The sequence below is a fragment of the Paenibacillus sp. GCM10023252 genome (genome assembly GCF_042653305.1).
GTDB lineage: Bacteria > Bacillota > Bacilli > Paenibacillales > Paenibacillaceae > Pristimantibacillus.
Window position 1 is genome coordinate 156364 of sequence record NZ_JBHSHW010000022.1, and the last position, 16026, is coordinate 172389.

The 16026-nt window shown below is 55.3% G+C and carries 14 protein-coding genes; 4 read left to right on the top strand and 10 right to left on the bottom strand.

Annotated features, from left to right (window positions below; all coding sequences use genetic code 11):
- Positions 1–7: 7 nt before the first annotated feature.
- The 6 genes from ACFO9Q_RS14065 to ACFO9Q_RS14090 form a co-directional block, all read right to left on the bottom strand.
- Entirely contained in the window at positions 8–604 is a 597-nt protein-coding gene (locus ACFO9Q_RS14065; RefSeq protein WP_379183081.1) for a dienelactone hydrolase family protein, read from the bottom strand.
- 57 nt (positions 605–661) lie between these two features.
- Positions 662–1267 (bottom strand): RDD family protein, encoded by a 606-nt coding sequence (locus ACFO9Q_RS14070; RefSeq protein ID WP_379183043.1) that lies wholly within the window; start codon positions 1265–1267, stop codon positions 662–664.
- A 488-nt stretch (positions 1268–1755) separates the two neighbouring features.
- Positions 1756–2205 carry a hypothetical protein gene (locus ACFO9Q_RS14075; protein ID WP_379183045.1) on the bottom strand — a complete coding sequence of 150 codons (450 nt, stop codon included), beginning with the start codon at positions 2203–2205 and terminating at the stop codon, positions 1756–1758.
- A complete protein-coding gene (locus ACFO9Q_RS14080; RefSeq protein ID WP_379183047.1) occupies positions 2206–2703 on the bottom strand; it encodes a hypothetical protein in 498 nt (165 codons plus the stop codon).
- Positions 2700–3335 (bottom strand): molybdenum cofactor guanylyltransferase, encoded by a 636-nt coding sequence (locus ACFO9Q_RS14085; RefSeq protein ID WP_379183049.1) that lies wholly within the window; start codon positions 3333–3335, stop codon positions 2700–2702. The genes ACFO9Q_RS14080 and ACFO9Q_RS14085 overlap by 4 nt, the downstream gene beginning before the upstream one ends.
- Positions 3336–3536: 201 nt before the next feature.
- Positions 3537–5198 (bottom strand): glutamine--tRNA ligase/YqeY domain fusion protein, encoded by a 1662-nt coding sequence (locus ACFO9Q_RS14090; protein WP_379183051.1) that lies wholly within the window; start codon positions 5196–5198, stop codon positions 3537–3539.
- A gap of 149 nt (positions 5199–5347) precedes the next feature.
- Here ACFO9Q_RS14090 and ACFO9Q_RS14095 point away from each other — a divergent pair, with 149 nt between their 5' ends.
- From ACFO9Q_RS14095 to ACFO9Q_RS14110, 4 genes are all read left to right on the top strand, one after another.
- Positions 5348–6544, top strand: coding sequence for a tetratricopeptide repeat protein (locus ACFO9Q_RS14095; protein WP_379183053.1), 1197 nt, complete (start codon positions 5348–5350; stop codon positions 6542–6544).
- Positions 6534–7310: a glycosyltransferase family 2 protein gene (locus tag ACFO9Q_RS14100; protein ID WP_379183055.1), complete on the top strand. Its 777-nt coding sequence runs from the start codon at positions 6534–6536 to the stop codon at positions 7308–7310. Before ACFO9Q_RS14095 ends, ACFO9Q_RS14100 begins: the two co-directional genes overlap by 11 nt.
- Positions 7307–8461, top strand: a complete 1155-nt coding sequence (locus ACFO9Q_RS14105) for a glycosyltransferase family 4 protein (protein ID WP_379183057.1) — start codon at positions 7307–7309, stop codon at positions 8459–8461. Before ACFO9Q_RS14100 ends, ACFO9Q_RS14105 begins: the two co-directional genes overlap by 4 nt.
- Before the next feature lie 451 nt (positions 8462–8912).
- Positions 8913–9773, top strand: a complete 861-nt coding sequence (locus tag ACFO9Q_RS14110) for an RCC1 domain-containing protein (protein WP_379183059.1) — start codon at positions 8913–8915, stop codon at positions 9771–9773.
- A 243-nt stretch (positions 9774–10016) separates the two neighbouring features.
- Here ACFO9Q_RS14110 and ACFO9Q_RS14115 read toward each other — a convergent pair whose 3' ends face one another.
- From ACFO9Q_RS14115 to ACFO9Q_RS14130, 4 genes are all read right to left on the bottom strand, one after another.
- Positions 10017–11699, bottom strand: coding sequence for a glycosyltransferase (locus ACFO9Q_RS14115; RefSeq protein WP_379183061.1), 1683 nt, complete (start codon positions 11697–11699; stop codon positions 10017–10019).
- Positions 11700–11725: 26 nt separating this feature from the next.
- The gene (locus tag ACFO9Q_RS14120; protein ID WP_379183063.1) at positions 11726–13126 is read right to left on the bottom strand and encodes a glycosyltransferase; all 1401 of its coding nucleotides are present in this window, start codon (positions 13124–13126) and stop codon (positions 11726–11728) included.
- Entirely contained in the window at positions 13080–15257 is a 2178-nt protein-coding gene (locus ACFO9Q_RS14125; RefSeq protein WP_379183065.1) for a glycosyltransferase, read from the bottom strand. Before ACFO9Q_RS14125 ends, ACFO9Q_RS14120 begins: the two co-directional genes overlap by 47 nt.
- Positions 15258–15299: 42 nt before the next feature.
- On the bottom strand, positions 15300–16026 hold a 727-nt coding region (locus ACFO9Q_RS14130), incomplete at its 5' end, for a DUF6385 domain-containing protein (RefSeq protein ID WP_379183067.1).

Genomic DNA, 16026 nt, shown 5'->3' on the forward strand with positions numbered 1-16026 from the left:
CTCCTCCCTATTCTGCAATACGCTCCTCCATCCACCTCTCAGCCAGCTCCTGGCTCTGAACCGCCAGCTCCTCGTTATAATGAAGAGAATATGGGTCCGCATACCCGTGCCCTCCATTCATCATGCTCACCGCAACCCTCTCCTTGCAAGCCAGCTGCTGCTGCAGCACAGCGGGCTCGAAGGAAGATTCCTGCTCCGCTAGGAATAACAAGACGGGACAAGCCGGGGACAGCTCCGTATAATCGCGAATTCGCGATCCGTAATACCCGATTACTCCGCACACCTGCGGCTCCGTGCTGCATAACCAGGCCAGGGTAGCTCCTACACTGTAGCCGATGAGGAGAACCTGTCGCTGCTGCGTCTGCTGCCCGAGCAGGAGCTGCTTCACCTGATCGAGTGCTTGGTTCAAGCCAATCTCACCCATGTAGTACTTGTAAGCCAAGGCTTCATCCTCATAGCTGAATGACTCTCGACCCAGCAGATTCGGGCACATCACTTCATAGCCCTGTGCTTCGTATGTACCCTTCACGCTGTCCATGAATGCATTCACGCCATAGATCTCATGCAGCAGGACGATGATCGGCCTGCTCTTCTCTTCACTCATTTCCACCCGTGTAACGCCCCTCAACTGTTATTGCTCGTATAGTCGAACCACACTCTACTATATATGACTTATCCGGATGTAGAAGTCCCCGAACCACAGGCAGACATAGCCGATAACGAGCAGTACAGAGGCCATCTTGCGCAGCCAGCCCATCCTCTCATGCATAACGAGGAAGCGGTCCTGATCCCAGCTCGTCGTCCCCTTCGCACGCAGATCATATTGCGCATTCAGCAGACATAGCAGATTAATGAACGGAATAGATAGGCCCAGTCCTCGCCAGATTACGGTATAGCCTCTCATGAGCGCTTCCACATAAGTTAACTTACCATCATCCCCAGTGCGCCTAACCACAATGTTGAACAGCCACTTCCCGCAAGTCGTGCCAATTCCAGACATCAGCAGCGCCTCTACAGGTATGTATAGAATGAGAATAATCACGTTCTCCAGCAATCCCATCCAGAGACCTGGCTGATAGGCTGGTATAAGGGCAGCAATGATCTGAATAACCATGGTGAAAAAAAGAATATCAAGCATCCTCGCCCAATAGCGATGCCAAGTCTTCACGGGATGGGCATGCTCTACAGGAAGGGTGTTCGTTGTAAGTGCTGCCTGCTTGGTGTCGACGTAGACGACCTTCTCAGCAGCCGAGTTCGATGATGTCAATGCTCTTGCCTCCTAAGTTGTCTTGCGAATGGTCTCCAGCGATACGGAATCTGATGATTCCTTGCCCACTTCTGTAGATGCTGCACTCCAGCATCCGAGTCTTCCGCGGTAAACCGGAAGCATAGGTGTACTGGTACCTTTTTCTCCCCTACAAGACTAATTCCAATGATAGGACGGAAGGCACCCTCCTGGTAAATACAATGAATATCAGCAGCCAATAAGGTCTGCCCTTCTCTCTGAATAGCCTCACTATTCATCACTAGAAGTGAAGGAGGTTCGAAGGCTCTAACAATGACTTGGTAGAGGTAACCTGACATGAATATAATAAGTGCAATATACAAATACGTCAGGATGCTCGTCCAATCCAAGGTTAAATAGAACAGGTAAACATATATAAAAACAAACACCATATTTACAACTAAAAAACCCTTAGGAACTGGGCTCCTAGTCATGTATTGGACAAAATTGCTATTCACTTCATAGCCCCCCTACAACCATCTCATGAACTTTGTCCTGCTCAGCTTGACCTTGTTCCGCTCAGCCCAGCGCTCAAGCTCCTTAATCCCCTCGTCCTCCTGCTCTCTGATGAAGCGGAAGGACAAGGGGATCGGTACCAGCTGCTTACCGACCGGCTTAATGCCGATCACGGGCTTGAAGTATCCACTAATGTAGATAACCTTGACCTGATTAGCTGTCAGTGTGATAGGACTGATCTGAAGGGAGTCATCTGCCAATGTCAGCGGTGCAGGCTTGTCGAATGCCCGATAGATGGCGAAGGCAATGAGAATGCACACTAGAATAAGGTATACAATGCCGAAGATTCCAGATAAGAAGTTGTCTCGAAACAAGACGAGATATTGATAAAGGGCCCACCCTAGGTAGATTGTGTAAACAATAACTCCCGGAACTCGCGGTGAATTCCTCGTCTGGAAAGTCATCTAATTCCTCCTCCGAAGCAGAGCAAACACGTAACCTGCAAGAATTGCGATAATAGTGCCTATCGTATACGTAATGAGATTCACATAAGCGGTATTCGTATATTGATTCATTCCCCTGCTCCCTGCAAAAGTCGCCTCAGGGTCCGAGGTCGAACCTAAGGAATGGAAGATGAGATGTGCATAGCCGTAAGCGATGAAGGCTTGCAGGAGCAGCAGCAGGATCAATAGAACCACAATGCCAAGCCGCTCCTCCCCTCGTGTCAGCCCTTCTCCGAAGAAGAGATAGGAAGCACGGCCCACCAGCCCCAGCCAGACGGCATACAGTGGAACTAGCAGGAATACGAACAGCAGGGCTGGATTCCCGTTGCCAGAGAAGTGCCCATTCGGGCGCGGCCGGAAGGTGAACAGGTCGACGAGCATCAGGCTTGTTAACGACGCCATTCCCAAGACTAATAAGCTGATGATGAGGCCGCTGTGCTTCTGCAACGTTCCGTTCATAACGTCCCCTCCGATTCTGTCACAGGAGCAGCCTTCCTCCTATAACGAGCGTAGTCCTCCGGTGTGTTCAAGTTGAGGAAGGGGCTTGCGCCCTCCTCCTCTATATCCGTCCATTCCACCTCTAGCGAATCAAGCTTGGCTAGCAGATTCATTAATCTATATTCACCAGCTAAGAGGCTTGCTTCTACCTGCTCAGCTGCTCGCGAATGATAGAAGGCATGCATCGGCTCCTTGTTCGCATAGATAATAGCCGCCCCGTCCGGGATATGCTGCTGCAGTCGCGAGACCAACGGCATGGAGATGACGGGCATATCACAGGCGATGACGAAGGCATAACCTTCACTCATGTGACGAAGTCCAGCATGCATGCCGGATAGCGGTCCGCACCGAGGGTATTGATCGTGAACGAACTCTACCTGCTCGGCAGCCGCCCCGAGCTCCAAGCGGTACCGTTCTTCCCTGTCCGCATCACCGACGGCAACCATAACGCTGTCACACCATGGTGCAAGCTGATCCACCAATGCCTCAAGCAAGAGCTTCCCTCCGACCTTCAGCAGCGCCTTATCCTCCCCCATTCGGGAGCTTCTGCCCCCTGCCAATATTAACCCTCGTACCGCTGTGCGACCTGCCATGCTACTCCCCCACTCAGCTTCATAATCTGTTAGTATGTAGTCCCCAGATTATACCATACATGCCGAATTATCGGTGACCCACACGGGTTAAAAAAAATAAAAAAACAAAACAAGCCCGCCAAAGCACTTGTGTGCCGGCGGGCTTCTTGTTCACCTATAGGCCATGCCGCTATGATGGCGGCAGGCCTTGTGCTCTTGTTGCTACGCCTTCGACGGGTCGAAGGAGCTTTTCAAGGAGACAATGCGGTTGAATACCAGCTTCTGCTCGGTCGTATCCTTCGGGTCAACACCGAAGTAACCGTGGCGGAAGAACTGGAACTTCTCTCCCCCTGCCGCGCCTTGCATATTGCGCTCCACGAAGCCGTTCAGCAATTCTAGTGAATTCGGGTTAATGCACTCCAGGAATGGCTTGCCTTCCTCCTCTGCTTCGCTCGTAATGAGCGGCTCATAGAGGCGGAAGTCCGCCGGCACGGCTTGGGTCGCTTCGACCCAGTGAATCGTCCCCTTGACCTTGCGTCCGGTGAAGCCAGATCCGCTCTTCGTCTCGGGATCATAGGTGCAGTGCAGCTCGACTACATTGCCTTCGGCATCCTTAATGACTTCCTGACAGGTAATGAAGTACGCATGCTTCAGACGCACCTCATTACCAGGGAACAGGCGGAAGTACTTGCTCGGCGGATTCTCCATGAAGTCGTCCTGCTCGATGTAGAGCACGCGGGAGAATGGAATATGACGGGAGCCCATCTCTTCATTCTCTGCGTTATTCTCAGCTTCAAGCTGCTCGATCTGCCCTTCCGGGTAGTTCGTAATGACGACCTTCAACGGGCGCAGAATGGCCATCGTGCGAAGCGCCTTCAGCTTCAGGTCCTCGCGGATGTAGTGCTCAAGCATCCGTTCATCGACGAAGCCGCCGCCGCGGGTCACACCCAGCTCTCTGCAGAATTCACGCAGCGCTTCAGCGGTGAAGCCCTTGCGGCGCATGCCGCTAATCGTCGGCATCCGCGGGTCATCCCACCCGTCCACGACCTTCTCGTCCACGAGCAGCTTCAGCTTGCGCTTGCTCATGACCGTGTTCGTCACATTAAGGCGGCCGAACTCATACTGGCGAGGCACCGATTCCATCTCGCATTCCGCAATCGTCCAATCATACAGTGGACGGTGGTCTTCGAATTCAAGGGTACAGATGGAATGTGTGACCCCTTCAATCGCGTCGCTTAGCGGATGCGCGTAGTCGTACATCGGATAGATGCACCACTTGTCACCGGTACGGTGATGATGGGCATGCAGAATACGATACAGCGCTGGATCGCGGAGGTTCATATTCGGCGAAGCCATATCGATCTTGGCGCGAAGCACCTTCTCCCCGTCCTTGAACTCACCCGCGCGCATGCGAGCGAACAGATCCAGGTTCTCTTCCACACTGCGGTTACGATAAGGACTGTCCTTGCCAGGCTCGGTCAGCGTGCCGCGCAGCTCGCGCATCTGGTCAGCCGTCAGGTCGTCGACGTAGGCCTTGCCCTTGCGAATAAGCAACACAGCCCGGTCATACAGCTCTTCGAAGTAATCCGAAGCGAAGCGAAGCTCGTCCCATTCGAATCCTAGCCAGCGCACGTCCTCTTGAATAGATTCCACATATTCCGTATCTTCCTTCACCGGATTCGTATCATCGAACCTTAGATTCGTGCGGCCCTTGAAGTCATCGGCAAGCTCGAAGTTAATGCAGATCGACTTGGCATGGCCAATATGGAGATACCCGTTAGGCTCCGGAGGGAACCGGGTCACGACTTCCTTCACTACGCCTTGCTCCAAGTCTTCTACGACAATGTTCTTAATAAAGTTAGAAGATGATGTCTTGATCTCCATGGCGACCAACCTTTCCCACGTAAAATTACTATCCCTCTATCATACACAAAATCTCGCAAAAATATAAGAAGGCTTGACTGGTTTGCACATTTCTAGTCATTCGCCCATAAGCTACAGTCAGAACAAGAGATACGGATGGTGAACTCGTCATGGAAAGCTCGGTTGTCGTATTCCCTCCTTGCGCATGGACCGAACTATCGCCTGTTATTCGGAAGTTCCTGCTTAGTCTAAGAAGCAAGCATCGCCTCTACTTCATTACAAGTGCACCCTTGCCGTCTGAGGCTGGCACTTCAATGACCGCCTTATCCATACATGAGCTTCGAGAGCTGCAGCTCCCGAAGGAACTGCTGCTGACCATCGTCATGCATCCAGCGTGGATTCTAGAAGCTCTGCCGCTAGGAGCAGCTAAGCTGACCGTCCTCCTAACCGATGACTATGGTTCGGATTCCCTCTGGCGCAAGTACCGGGACTGGCTCTGTGCCAGAGGAGATCTGGTCATCGCACCGACAGAGCCATTCTACTTCGAGCAATGCTTCCGCAGGAGCGCAGTTGCTCTGATGGACGGCACAGATCCGGTCAGCGACCGGCTCGCTGTGCAGGCCCTCGACTGGGTGCTGGAAGGCTTCGACCCTTCCCCGCTCCTGCGGCTGCAGCAGCATATTCGCGCAGAACGGTGCAGAGGGATTGCCGCTTCCGACCCTACGGAAGCGACCTCATCCTACTATTACTCCATCTATCGTTATCTAACGGGAGACTTGCAGGAAGCGCAGACTGCTATAGTAGAGGCGTATGTGCGGGAGATTATGCAAGGCAATGAGCATGCGCTGAAGAGCCATTACCTATTCCTATCCGCCATTCAATTGAAGCTTGGCCAGACGGAGCAAGCCATCCGAACCTACGAGATTGCAGCGCAATCCGAGGGAGAGCATGCTGTCGTCCACCAGTTGTTCAACTGGCTCGATTCCGGACAGGAGGAGCTGGCTCGAGCCGTTCTGTTCCGGTTGAATGACGACTATAACGAAGCCCTTCCGCTGCTGCTGCAGCTTGCTGATCACAGCCTGGATGCGAAGCGCATCCTGCAGGATACTTACCTCCAGACCGGCAGGCTTGAGCAGGCGTTGCTGCTCACAAGCGGAGAGCCGCGACCCTCTCCTGCCAGCAAGCAGGAGCAGGCTCTGCTCGAAGGAACCGTGCTGCTGCTTCAAGGGGAGCGCCATGCGTCCATTCACAAGCTGCTGGAGGCAGCCGTATACCGGCAGGACTGCTTAGCTAATCTAGCAGAGATTATTACCATAGAAGCGGCAGCCATACGATTAGCGGAAGGAGAGACCGAGCATGCACGTTGAGACAACAGGTAACGAGGGAGTGGAACAGAAGCGGTTACTGCTTCGCCAAAGCACGGGCAACAAGCTGACCGCCATGCTGCAAGTGCGTAATGAAGAAGGTCGTTATCTAGAGGCCGTACTGGCCGACTTGTCCTCCTTCGTTGATGAGATCGTAATCGTAGATGATGCGAGCAGCGACGGTACGGCAGAGCTGTGCCGCTCATTCCCTAAGGTTGTTAAGCTGGTCTGTCTGGAGCAGCCTCTATTCGCAGAGGAATGGAAGCTGCGCAAGCGGCTCTGGGACGAAGCGGCGGCGACGAGCCCGGACTGGCTGCTCGCAGTCGATGCAGATGAGCTGTACGAGACGAGAGCGAAGCAGCAGATTCGGGAGCTGATTAATCAGGACAGGTATGATTGGATTGCTTGCCGACTATATGACTTCTGGGGCTCTCTCTCTCACTATAGAGAGGATGAGTGGTGGAATCTGCACAAGCGGCATACGATGACGCTTGTTCGTTATCTGCCGGGTTACCCGTATGCTTATCCGATGTGGGATCATCATGTGCCGCGGCTGCCGGTCACTTGCTCTGCCTTGCAGGGGCTGCGGACAGAGCTGCGTGTGAAGCATCTGGGATGGGCTGGAAGTGAGGAGGAGCGGCTGGCCAAGTTCGAGCGATATATGAAGCTTGACCCTGACGGACGATGGGGAAGCCTCGCTCATTATGCTTCTATACTCGACACCGATCCTCATCTCGTTAGGTGGCGCGAGGAGGAGTCCGAGAGATGACGGCCCCCTCTATTACGATACTGACCCACAGCTATCTCGACGGGTATAACTTCGATGTGAAGCGGACGTTCGGGGGTGGGTTGGAGCGTTATATTCATCTGCTCTGTCAGTTGATTAGACAGATGGGGGTGACGCCCATCGTCCATCAATTCTCCTATTACGGTGCATTCGAGGTTGACTATGAAGGCTGTCTCGTACGGGGCTTCCCCTTCGATCCCGAGCAGATTGCTATAGGCATGGAGCGAATGGCTGACTCTGCGGATAGCGACTCTCTGCTTATCTATGCCAGTTGTATATGGCACCCGATTAAGTACCGCTCAGGCAGTCTAGCCATCTGCCATGGGGTCAGCTGGGACCGTCATGATCTGCCTCTGCAGACGAAGGTGGATGTCGCTCGCAACATTGGAGAGGCGATGCAGCAGCTTGAGCTGGTCGTGTCGGTGGACAGCCACTTCCAGACGTATTGCCGATCGGTTGCAGTCTATGAGGATGCTGATCAGGTTGCCCTCCTCCCTAACCCCGTCGATGTAGACTGGTTCACACCTGTGCGCAGGCCCAACTCCGCTGCTCCAGAGGGGGATGCGAGGCTGAGACTGCTGTTCCCTCGTCGTCTCAGCTACGAGCGGGGACTTGTCCTCATGATGCTGATCAGCAATGAGCTGTTAGCTCTGCACCCTCAGCTCACGGTTGAGTTCGCAGGTGAATTGGTGGAGGGCACGCCTCTAGCGTCGGCCTTCCACCTGTGGACGGCCGCCCATCCGCATCGGACTCGTATCATCCATCAGACCTATACATTCGCTGAGGTGCGCGAAGCCTATCGCGCTGCCGATGTGGTCGTCATTCCTACCCTGTTCTCTGAAGGCACCTCACTCTCCTGTCTCGAAGCGATGAGCTGCGGCGTACCTGTCGTCGCAACCAATATTGGCGGGCTTAACGATATCGTCATCGACGGCTTGAACGGACGACTCGTCGCTCCGACAGCACAAGCCATGCTGCCCGCTATAGACGAGCTGCTGCAGGATGCTTCTGCCCGCCGCATGATGGGCCGTATGGCACGTCGAACCGCCCACTCCTTCCGCCTGCAGAAGTGGCAGGCCCGCTGGAGGGACATTCTCGAAGCCCAGCTTGCTCTTAGGCCGCTTGGAGAGTAACAGATGATCTGAGGCGCTGAGCGCCTTTGCCTCACTATCCCCTTCCGTCAGGGTGGGGGGGGTGTGCGCGCCTTGCCACACTATCCCCTTCCGTCAGGATGGGGGGTTGTGCGCGCCTTGCCACACTATCCCTTTCCGTCAGGGTGGGGGATGTGCTTGCCTTTGCCTCACTATCCCCTTCCGTCAGGGTGGGGGACGGCAAGCCTTGCGCCTTAAGAAGACCTATTACTGAGCGACGGGGATAGTGGGGCAAAGGACCAAAACTGCCCTCTCCTGACTGAAAGGGATAATGTCGATAGGCGCAAAATATACATACTCGGTATTAGCTAGCCATCCCTTGTTATCCAGATAGGAACTGCGTTACAGTGGAATTAAAATCCAATCTAGGAGGAGCTCAGGGAGCTGTGTATGAGATTGGATTTTTTTCAGAGAGAGGGAGGGAGGGTTAGAGGTGAAGGTGCGCCCTAAAGATACAATAGCTGCGGGTCATCGACATACGGTTGGGCTGAGGTTGGATGGCAGGGTGACCGCTGTAGGTGACAATACATATGGTCAATGCGACATAAGCGAATGGAGTAATATGGTGGCAGTAGCGGCGGGTAATGTACATATGGCTGCCAACACGGGCAATGCTCATACAGTTGGACTAAGATCGGACGGTACAGTGGCGGCTGTGGGCTGGAACAAGCACGAGCAATGCGAGGTCAGCGGATGGAGCGATATTGTGGCGGTAGCCGCGGGTTGGCGCTTCACCGTGGGGGTTAGATCAGATGGAACCGTGGTGGCTGCAGGTAGAAATAACGAGGGCCAATGCGAGATAAGCTCTTGGAGGGATATGGTGGCAGTAGCCGCGGGAGATTGGCATACCATCGGTCTTAGATTGGATGGAACAGTCGCGGCTGCAGGTAATAATCGATATGGTCAGAGCAAGGTGAACGACTGGCGCGGCATAGTGGCGGCTTCAGCGGGTTATCTTCATTCGGTAGGGCTTCAATCTGACGGCACTGTGGTAGCTACGGGATTGAATAAGTATGAGCAATGTGAGGTAAGTGGATGGCATGGAATCATTGCTATAGCTGCGGGGAGTAATCATACAATCGGGCTTAAGTCGGACGGCACCGTAGTTGCTGCTGGTTGGAATGCGTATGGGCAGTGTGAAGTAACTACTTGGAGCGATATTGTGGCAGTTGCTGCGGGGTGCGCCTATACTGTGGGACTTCAATCAGATGGTACAGTGATTGCTGTGGGCGATAATGATTATGGTCAATGCGACGTAAGCAATTGGAGCGACATTATGCTTCCTGAGCTATAGGGATAGTGGACTAAAGGAGCACGAGAGCTCCTCGGCCTGAGCAAGGGGGATAGTGAGCAAAAGGAGCGAAATAGACGCACGTCCTTCGGCCTGAGCGAGGGGGACAGTGGGCAAAAGGAGCGAAATAGACGCACGTCCTTCGGCCTGAGCGAGGGGTATAGTGGGCAAAAGGAGCGAAATAGACGCACGTCCTTCGGCCTGAGCGAGGGGGATAGTGCAGCCAGGGAAGGAGCGTCGGCTCCGTCATCCCTGGTAAATGGCAATGAGGAGGCGGACAAGCAGCTCCGCCTCCAATTCCAGCAAGGGGAGCGAAGCTGACCGCTCCCCTGCGGGGTTCCGTGCGGCAACAGCATGCGCACGGGATCGTGCTGCGAAGCTTGCGGCCAGGCCGAAGGCCGCCGCCCGCGCGAGCAAGGGGTCTGACGCCGAAGCGCGGGCAGCGGAGGCGAAGCGGTCTGACGCGGCAGCCCAGCGGCCCGCGGCAGCAAGTGCAGCGCCGCCCGCGAGCATATCGCGGGGGGAGCAAGCTGTGTCTTCAGCTGCTGAGGTGAGCGGCAGCAGTTGAAGCAAGAGGACGGTTGCCTTCTCTGCAGGCAAGTCCGTAAGGAGCTCCAGCAGCTTAAGGTCCGGGACCCCTCCGCTTCCCTGCAGAAGCGCCGAGTAGTGTGCAAGGGCTTCCTCAACCGCGGCCCACACAGGTTCATTGCAGCTAGCCATCTGCAGCAGACGCTCCCATGCTGGGTAATAGGCCGAATGCAACTGTATAGCTCTGCCATAATAGGCTGCTGCCTGCACCCACTGCTCCACTTGCTCGGAGGCAAGCCCCGCCCCGTACATCGCACGATACGTTCCCGCTCCAGGAGCTGAAGTATAGTAAGGAGGGGACGTGCCAACGTCGATTGCTTCCTCATAGGCGAATAGCGCCTCTACGGGCTGCCCATTCGTAAGATGTGCAGCAGCGGCAGCTTCGTACAGGTCGGGGAAGTCCGGGTACATCCTTACTCCGCGCTTCGCCCACTCTACTGCCTCCGCCAGCCTCCCTGCCTGCCGGTAAGCATGACTCAGCTTCAAAAACAGGTCCGAGCCATAGCCGCTGCCCGCTGAGCCATCATCAGCAGAGCTCTCTGCTGAACAATCCGCTGAGCCATCAACTAGGCAACCGGCAGCAAGCCCTCCATTACACTCGGTTGCCAGCTCAGTTGCCAGCTCGGCTTCCAGCTCAGCTGCCAGCGGAGCAAGCCATTCTACAGCTTGCTCCATGCGCCCCGCCGCGAAGCTCTCCGCCCCCATCGCATACCGAAGCACCGGATCTTCCGGTGCTAGATGCAAGGCTCGCTCGATGAGCCTTAGGTTTCGGGTTATTTTGTCCCGACGGGTAACCATCTCATCTAAGTATCCATAATGCCGAATGACAATCGGGCAATACGCTATCCCTATCCCATCCGCTGCGATAGCTGTAATAGAGGTAGCCGCTTCTTCATGAATGGTCCCTGCGAACCTGATCTGAGGATCGTTGCGGAACAAGCGGCAGACCATGTCGCGAATCTCCGCAGGCTGAGATACGTCCCCAGTCAGGCTGCTAAGCGTGACATAGTAGCCAAGCGTGGTCTGCTGTGGAGACAGCAGCCGTTCCCATACCTGCTCGCTGCAAGGAAGCAGACGCTCATCCGCATCCAGCACGAGGATCCATGGCTGCTCCGCAAGCTCCAGCCCCCTATTGCGTGCCCCTGAGAAGTCATCCTCCCACTCTGCCCTCACAACCACTGCCCCATAGGACTCAGCAATTGGAATGGTCTCATCGCGAGAGCCCGTATCTACCACAATGATCTCAGACACGTAAGGCTCTGCAGAGGCCAGACACCCGCTTAACATATCCTCCTCGTCCCGCACAATCATGCAGAGGGATATAGGCAGCTTCATGCTCATCTCCTCACGCCCCCTCCGTCATCTATTCACATAGGCAGCAACAGCCGAATGGCTTGCAAGCATCGACTAGGACGGTCTAAGCCTGCTGCTTCATTGCACTGACTCAGGTAACGATCTGCCTTCCGCGCATAGTCCATATAAGTCCCCTCGCCCGCGCCTTCATCCGCTCCCTGCACCTCGGGATGAAGACGCGTCCAGCTCTCCAGCGCGATCCAACACCCGCTGCCACGCAGGGCGTTCGCGAGCCGCTCCATCGCCTGTGGTGTGTGCCAAGCGAATCTTGCCTGCAGCCTAGGCAGAAGCAGCCGTTCCTTGCCTTCTATACTCATGAGGCGGCATATTCGCAATAGAGGTGCAAGCTGGCCAGGGCTCAGCCGAAGCGCATCTTCATACGCCTTGACCGCTTGCGGCAGCAGCCAGTCTGCCTCATAGAGCTGACCAAGGAGATAAGCCGTCTGATGGGTTCCCATGCCATCCTCTGTATGGTAGGCACCCTGGGCAGGTCCGAGCTCCAGCGCTCTCTGAGCGGCCGCCCTAGCATCTGCATTCCTCCCAAGCTGAGTGAATACGGCGGCCTTGTAATGCCAGATGTCGGGATAGTCATGGAACTTCTCTGCTGCCCCCGACGCCGCTTCAAGCGCCTCATCGAGGGCCCCTAGTGCAAGCAGACAGCGCACTTGGTACTTGAGTACAAGATGTGCGAAGTTCAGGTGCAGGAAGCTGTCCGCCACCTCCGCTGCACGGAAGCAAGCAAGCGCATCTGCCGCTCTGCCGCTCCTCAAGTACTCCACACCCAGATTGTACAGGTGAAAAGGCTGCCCAGGCTCCTCAAGCAGGGTCTGCTCAAGAAGCTTGGTGTTACGCTGAACCTTGTCTCGATCCGCTACCGCCCTCGGGTGATAGCCATAATGGTGGATACGGATATCGGTTAACTCGAACTTCGCTTCCGCATTGTGTTCCAGAATCGGTGCCGCAATCTGCTCGTGAATGCGGCCGACGAACCGATGCTGGGGCCTATTGCGGAACATTCGCAGCACAGGATTAATGGCAGCTCCGCCATCCTCCCTTGTTCCTCCGTAGTTCCACACCTGCAGGAGATAGGCAACTGCCTCATCTCCCTCCGCATAGTGGCGAAGCCGATCAGCGCAGCCTTGCTCGAGCTCTTCATCCGCATCCAAGAACAAGATCCAGTCTCCGGCAGCTTGAGAGAGGCCGGCATTGCGTGCTTGGGCGAAGTTATCCTGCCAAGGGGTGGTGACGATGACTGCGCCATATTGCTGGGCAATCTCCACGGTGCGGTCCTCCGAGCCTGTGTCTACAATGATGATCTCGTCGACCGCTCCATGCACGCTCTGAAGACAACGCGGCAGATTCTCCTCCTCATTCTTCACGATCATGCATAAGGAAATCAGCTTCCGCTCCGCCATGGTCCTGCATTCGCCTCCTCTGTACGCCGTTCCATTCTGTCTTCCAGCCCGTGCCGAGCAGTCTCTGCAAGGAAGCTCTCAGCTTCACCGCATCACGGTCCAGAGCCCCTCGATCCTGAACAGCCGCCTCGGCCTCCCCTTGGTACAACAGCTGAATAGCCTCCAGCGCCAAGGCTGCGCAGCAGGAAGCCTCCCCTAGATATGCCCGGGTGCGGAGGGAGCCAGCTTGCTCCTGTTCAGCCTCCGTCACACCTTCCGCTGCCTGCTCCATGAGTGCCAGCGCTTCATTGTAATTGTGCCGGTTGTAGAGAATCTCAGCTAGGCGGAATAATCCTGCGGGCAGCAGGGGCCCCCTCTCCATTCTCTCTAGCAGCCGATAGGCGGCGGCCTGGACATATCCTTGATCGTAGAGCAGCAGGTCCAGCTCTTCCCCCAGCCGCTCCTCCCGACTGGCTAGCTTCGCCGCCAATCTCACCATCCCGAGCTGAACAGCACGCGACATTAAGGCTAACCGCAATTCGAATGTCATAGGCTCCTCACCCCATACGACCCCAGCGGAGCCTGTCACCAGATGCCCCTCTGTCCAGCAGCATAGAATGAGGTCCAGCTCCATCTGCTCATCCGCCGGCTCACCGTTCATCGTCTGAAGTCTAAGGAGCCTCGCTGCTTCGCCGTACTGCCCCGTACCCATTAGGCATTCTATATATTGCTTGCGCTGTGCCGGGTTCAGTGCATCTAGTTGAGAACGCCATAGGGGCAGCGCTTCGATGTATCCGCCAATTCCAGTCAGCCTGGAAGCTACAGTTGTCTGCAGCCTAGTGTAGTCTTGTTGATAGCCTGCAGCGATGTAGCTCTCCAGATGATGATGGATAGCTTCGTCGCTCATTCCCGCTTGCTGGAGCAGATTCGCCATCCCTGACTGGGCATCTGCATGCGTCGGCTCTTCCCGCAGTGCTGCCATGTACAGCTTCAGAGCCTCCGCAGCTTCCCCAAGTCGATGAGTGACATCCGCCAGAGCCGTATAGGCTTGATAGGTAGCCGCTCCCTTGGACAGGATGTAGTGGGTTGCTTGGCTAGCTGCTGGGGTTGACACCACTGCTGGAATTGACTCAGTTACTTCAGTTAACTTTGCTGCTGGGGTTAACTCAGTTACTTCAGTTGCTTCAGGCATATGGGAGCCGCCCGTCCCTCGCCTCCTCTGCAGCTCCAGTCCCGCCTGCACAGCTGCCCGATAGGCAGCGGCTGCTTCAGGCAGCATGCCCAGCCGCTGCAGGCATTGACCATACAGCAGCTGCAGGTCAGGATAGTCGGAATACCTTGCTGCCTCTGGCCTCAGCAGCCTCTCCGCCTCATCATGCTGGCCGGTCTGAAGCATAGCTCTCCCGGTATCCAGCATGAGCACAGGCCGATAGGCAGCATAGAGCGGAACACTCTCGCAAGCGGCAAGGAAGCTCGTGCACGCCTCCCCCCAGCGACCAAGCTGGCAGAGCGTAACTCCCATGTTATACCTTGCAAAAGCACCCCCAATCCCCTGCGCTAACTGCCCCTCCAGAATACGTCTGTTCCGCTCTGCCTTCGCCTTGGCTGCCATTATACGTGGCACATAACCGTCATGACCGAGCCGAATTCCGCATAGAGGCCCATCAACATAGGCATAGCTAGCCAGGCCCTCTCTGGATGAGGGCCTAACTAGCTGCTCATGAATGGCACCTGCATATTCCAAGCCCTGATCGGCACGCAGCAACCGTACCGCTTCATAGGATACAAGCTCGGTATGCTCCTCATTCGTATAGTTATCTATCTGCACTCGGGCGGCCGAGCTCTGCTGGCTGCGAAGCCACTCCCGGGCGGAACGGATAGCCTCCCCGTCCATCACCCATTCGTCGGCATCGATTACCAGCACCCAGATTGTGCGGCTATGCAGCAGCAGAGCATTGCGTGCTGCAGCGAAGTCGTCCTGCCAAGTGAGATCAACGACTCTCGCTCCATATTGACGCACGATATCCTTCGTACCATCTGTTGAACCGGTATCGCCCACTACAATCTCGTCCACATAGCCAGCCAAGCTGTCTAGGCAGCGCCCTATAACTCGCTCTTCATTACGAGCAATCAGGTGAACACCAAGCAGCATCGCAATATCCTCCGTTCTAGCTGCAACAACGTAGCAATGATACTAGCTGCCTTGACCGTTGAAGTAGACATCAATCGTGGATGGGAATCCAACTAGACGAGATTTATAGGATAGTCTGGTGTACTTCAGGAAGCGCTGGGGTACTAGAACATCCGTCAGCCCAACCGCAATTCCAGTCGTAGTCGTTACGTCCGTATACCAGTTCAATCCATTCGCGCTAATCTCCACTCGGGCATCTACTGCATTAATACCAGGCCCTTGGTTGTATACAAAATAAGAATATGTGCCAAATACGCTTGTGGTGACAGTTGGCAGCGGGGTGAAGGCATTCGATGTCACAATGCCCGTGTTCGCAATCTCCTGGAAGCTCCTCTGCGAGATCGAGGTTATGCTGCTAAGGGTACCTGCCGTAATCGTCGCTCCTAGCACGCTGCCTACGGTGGACAACGTTCCGGCCGTGATTGTCGCGCCAAGCACGCTGCCTACGGTAGACAAGGTCCCTGCGGTTATCGTCGCGCCAAGCACATTCTCTACCGTCGTTAGCGTTCCAGCCGTTATCGTGGCACCAATCACGCTAACTGTACCAGCTGTAATCGTAACTCCTAGTATGCTATTGATTGTGTTCAGCGTTCCACCTGTGATCGTTGCTCCCAGCACGCTGCCTACGGTGGACAATGTTCCTGCCGTGATTGTCGCTCCCAACACATTCTCTACCGTCGTTAGCGTTCCAGCCGTTATCGTGGTACCAATCACGCTAACTGTACCAGCT

What these genes read in the sequence shown, in the direction of transcription:
- ACFO9Q_RS14075 (WP_379183045.1), bottom strand. Translation starts at nt 2,205, where the DNA reads ATGACTTTCCAGACGAGGAATTCACCGCGAGTTCCGGGAGTTATTGTT.
- ACFO9Q_RS14065 (WP_379183081.1), bottom strand. Translation starts at nt 604, where the DNA reads ATGAGTGAAGAGAAGAGCAGGCCGATCATCGTCCTGCTGCATGAGATC.
- ACFO9Q_RS14090 (WP_379183051.1), bottom strand. Translation starts at nt 5,198, where the DNA reads ATGGAGATCAAGACATCATCTTCTAACTTTATTAAGAACATTGTCGTA.
- ACFO9Q_RS14085 (WP_379183049.1), bottom strand. Translation starts at nt 3,335, where the DNA reads ATGGCAGGTCGCACAGCGGTACGAGGGTTAATATTGGCAGGGGGCAGA.
- ACFO9Q_RS14105 (WP_379183057.1), top strand. Translation starts at nt 7,307, where the DNA reads ATGACGGCCCCCTCTATTACGATACTGACCCACAGCTATCTCGACGGG.
- ACFO9Q_RS14080 (WP_379183047.1), bottom strand. Translation starts at nt 2,703, where the DNA reads ATGAACGGAACGTTGCAGAAGCACAGCGGCCTCATCATCAGCTTATTA.
- ACFO9Q_RS14125 (WP_379183065.1), bottom strand. Translation starts at nt 15,257, where the DNA reads ATGCTGCTTGGTGTTCACCTGATTGCTCGTAATGAAGAGCGAGTTATA.
- ACFO9Q_RS14115 (WP_379183061.1), bottom strand. Translation starts at nt 11,699, where the DNA reads ATGAGCATGAAGCTGCCTATATCCCTCTGCATGATTGTGCGGGACGAG.
- ACFO9Q_RS14095 (WP_379183053.1), top strand. Translation starts at nt 5,348, where the DNA reads ATGGAAAGCTCGGTTGTCGTATTCCCTCCTTGCGCATGGACCGAACTA.
- ACFO9Q_RS14100 (WP_379183055.1), top strand. Translation starts at nt 6,534, where the DNA reads ATGCACGTTGAGACAACAGGTAACGAGGGAGTGGAACAGAAGCGGTTA.
- ACFO9Q_RS14120 (WP_379183063.1), bottom strand. Translation starts at nt 13,126, where the DNA reads ATGGCGGAGCGGAAGCTGATTTCCTTATGCATGATCGTGAAGAATGAG.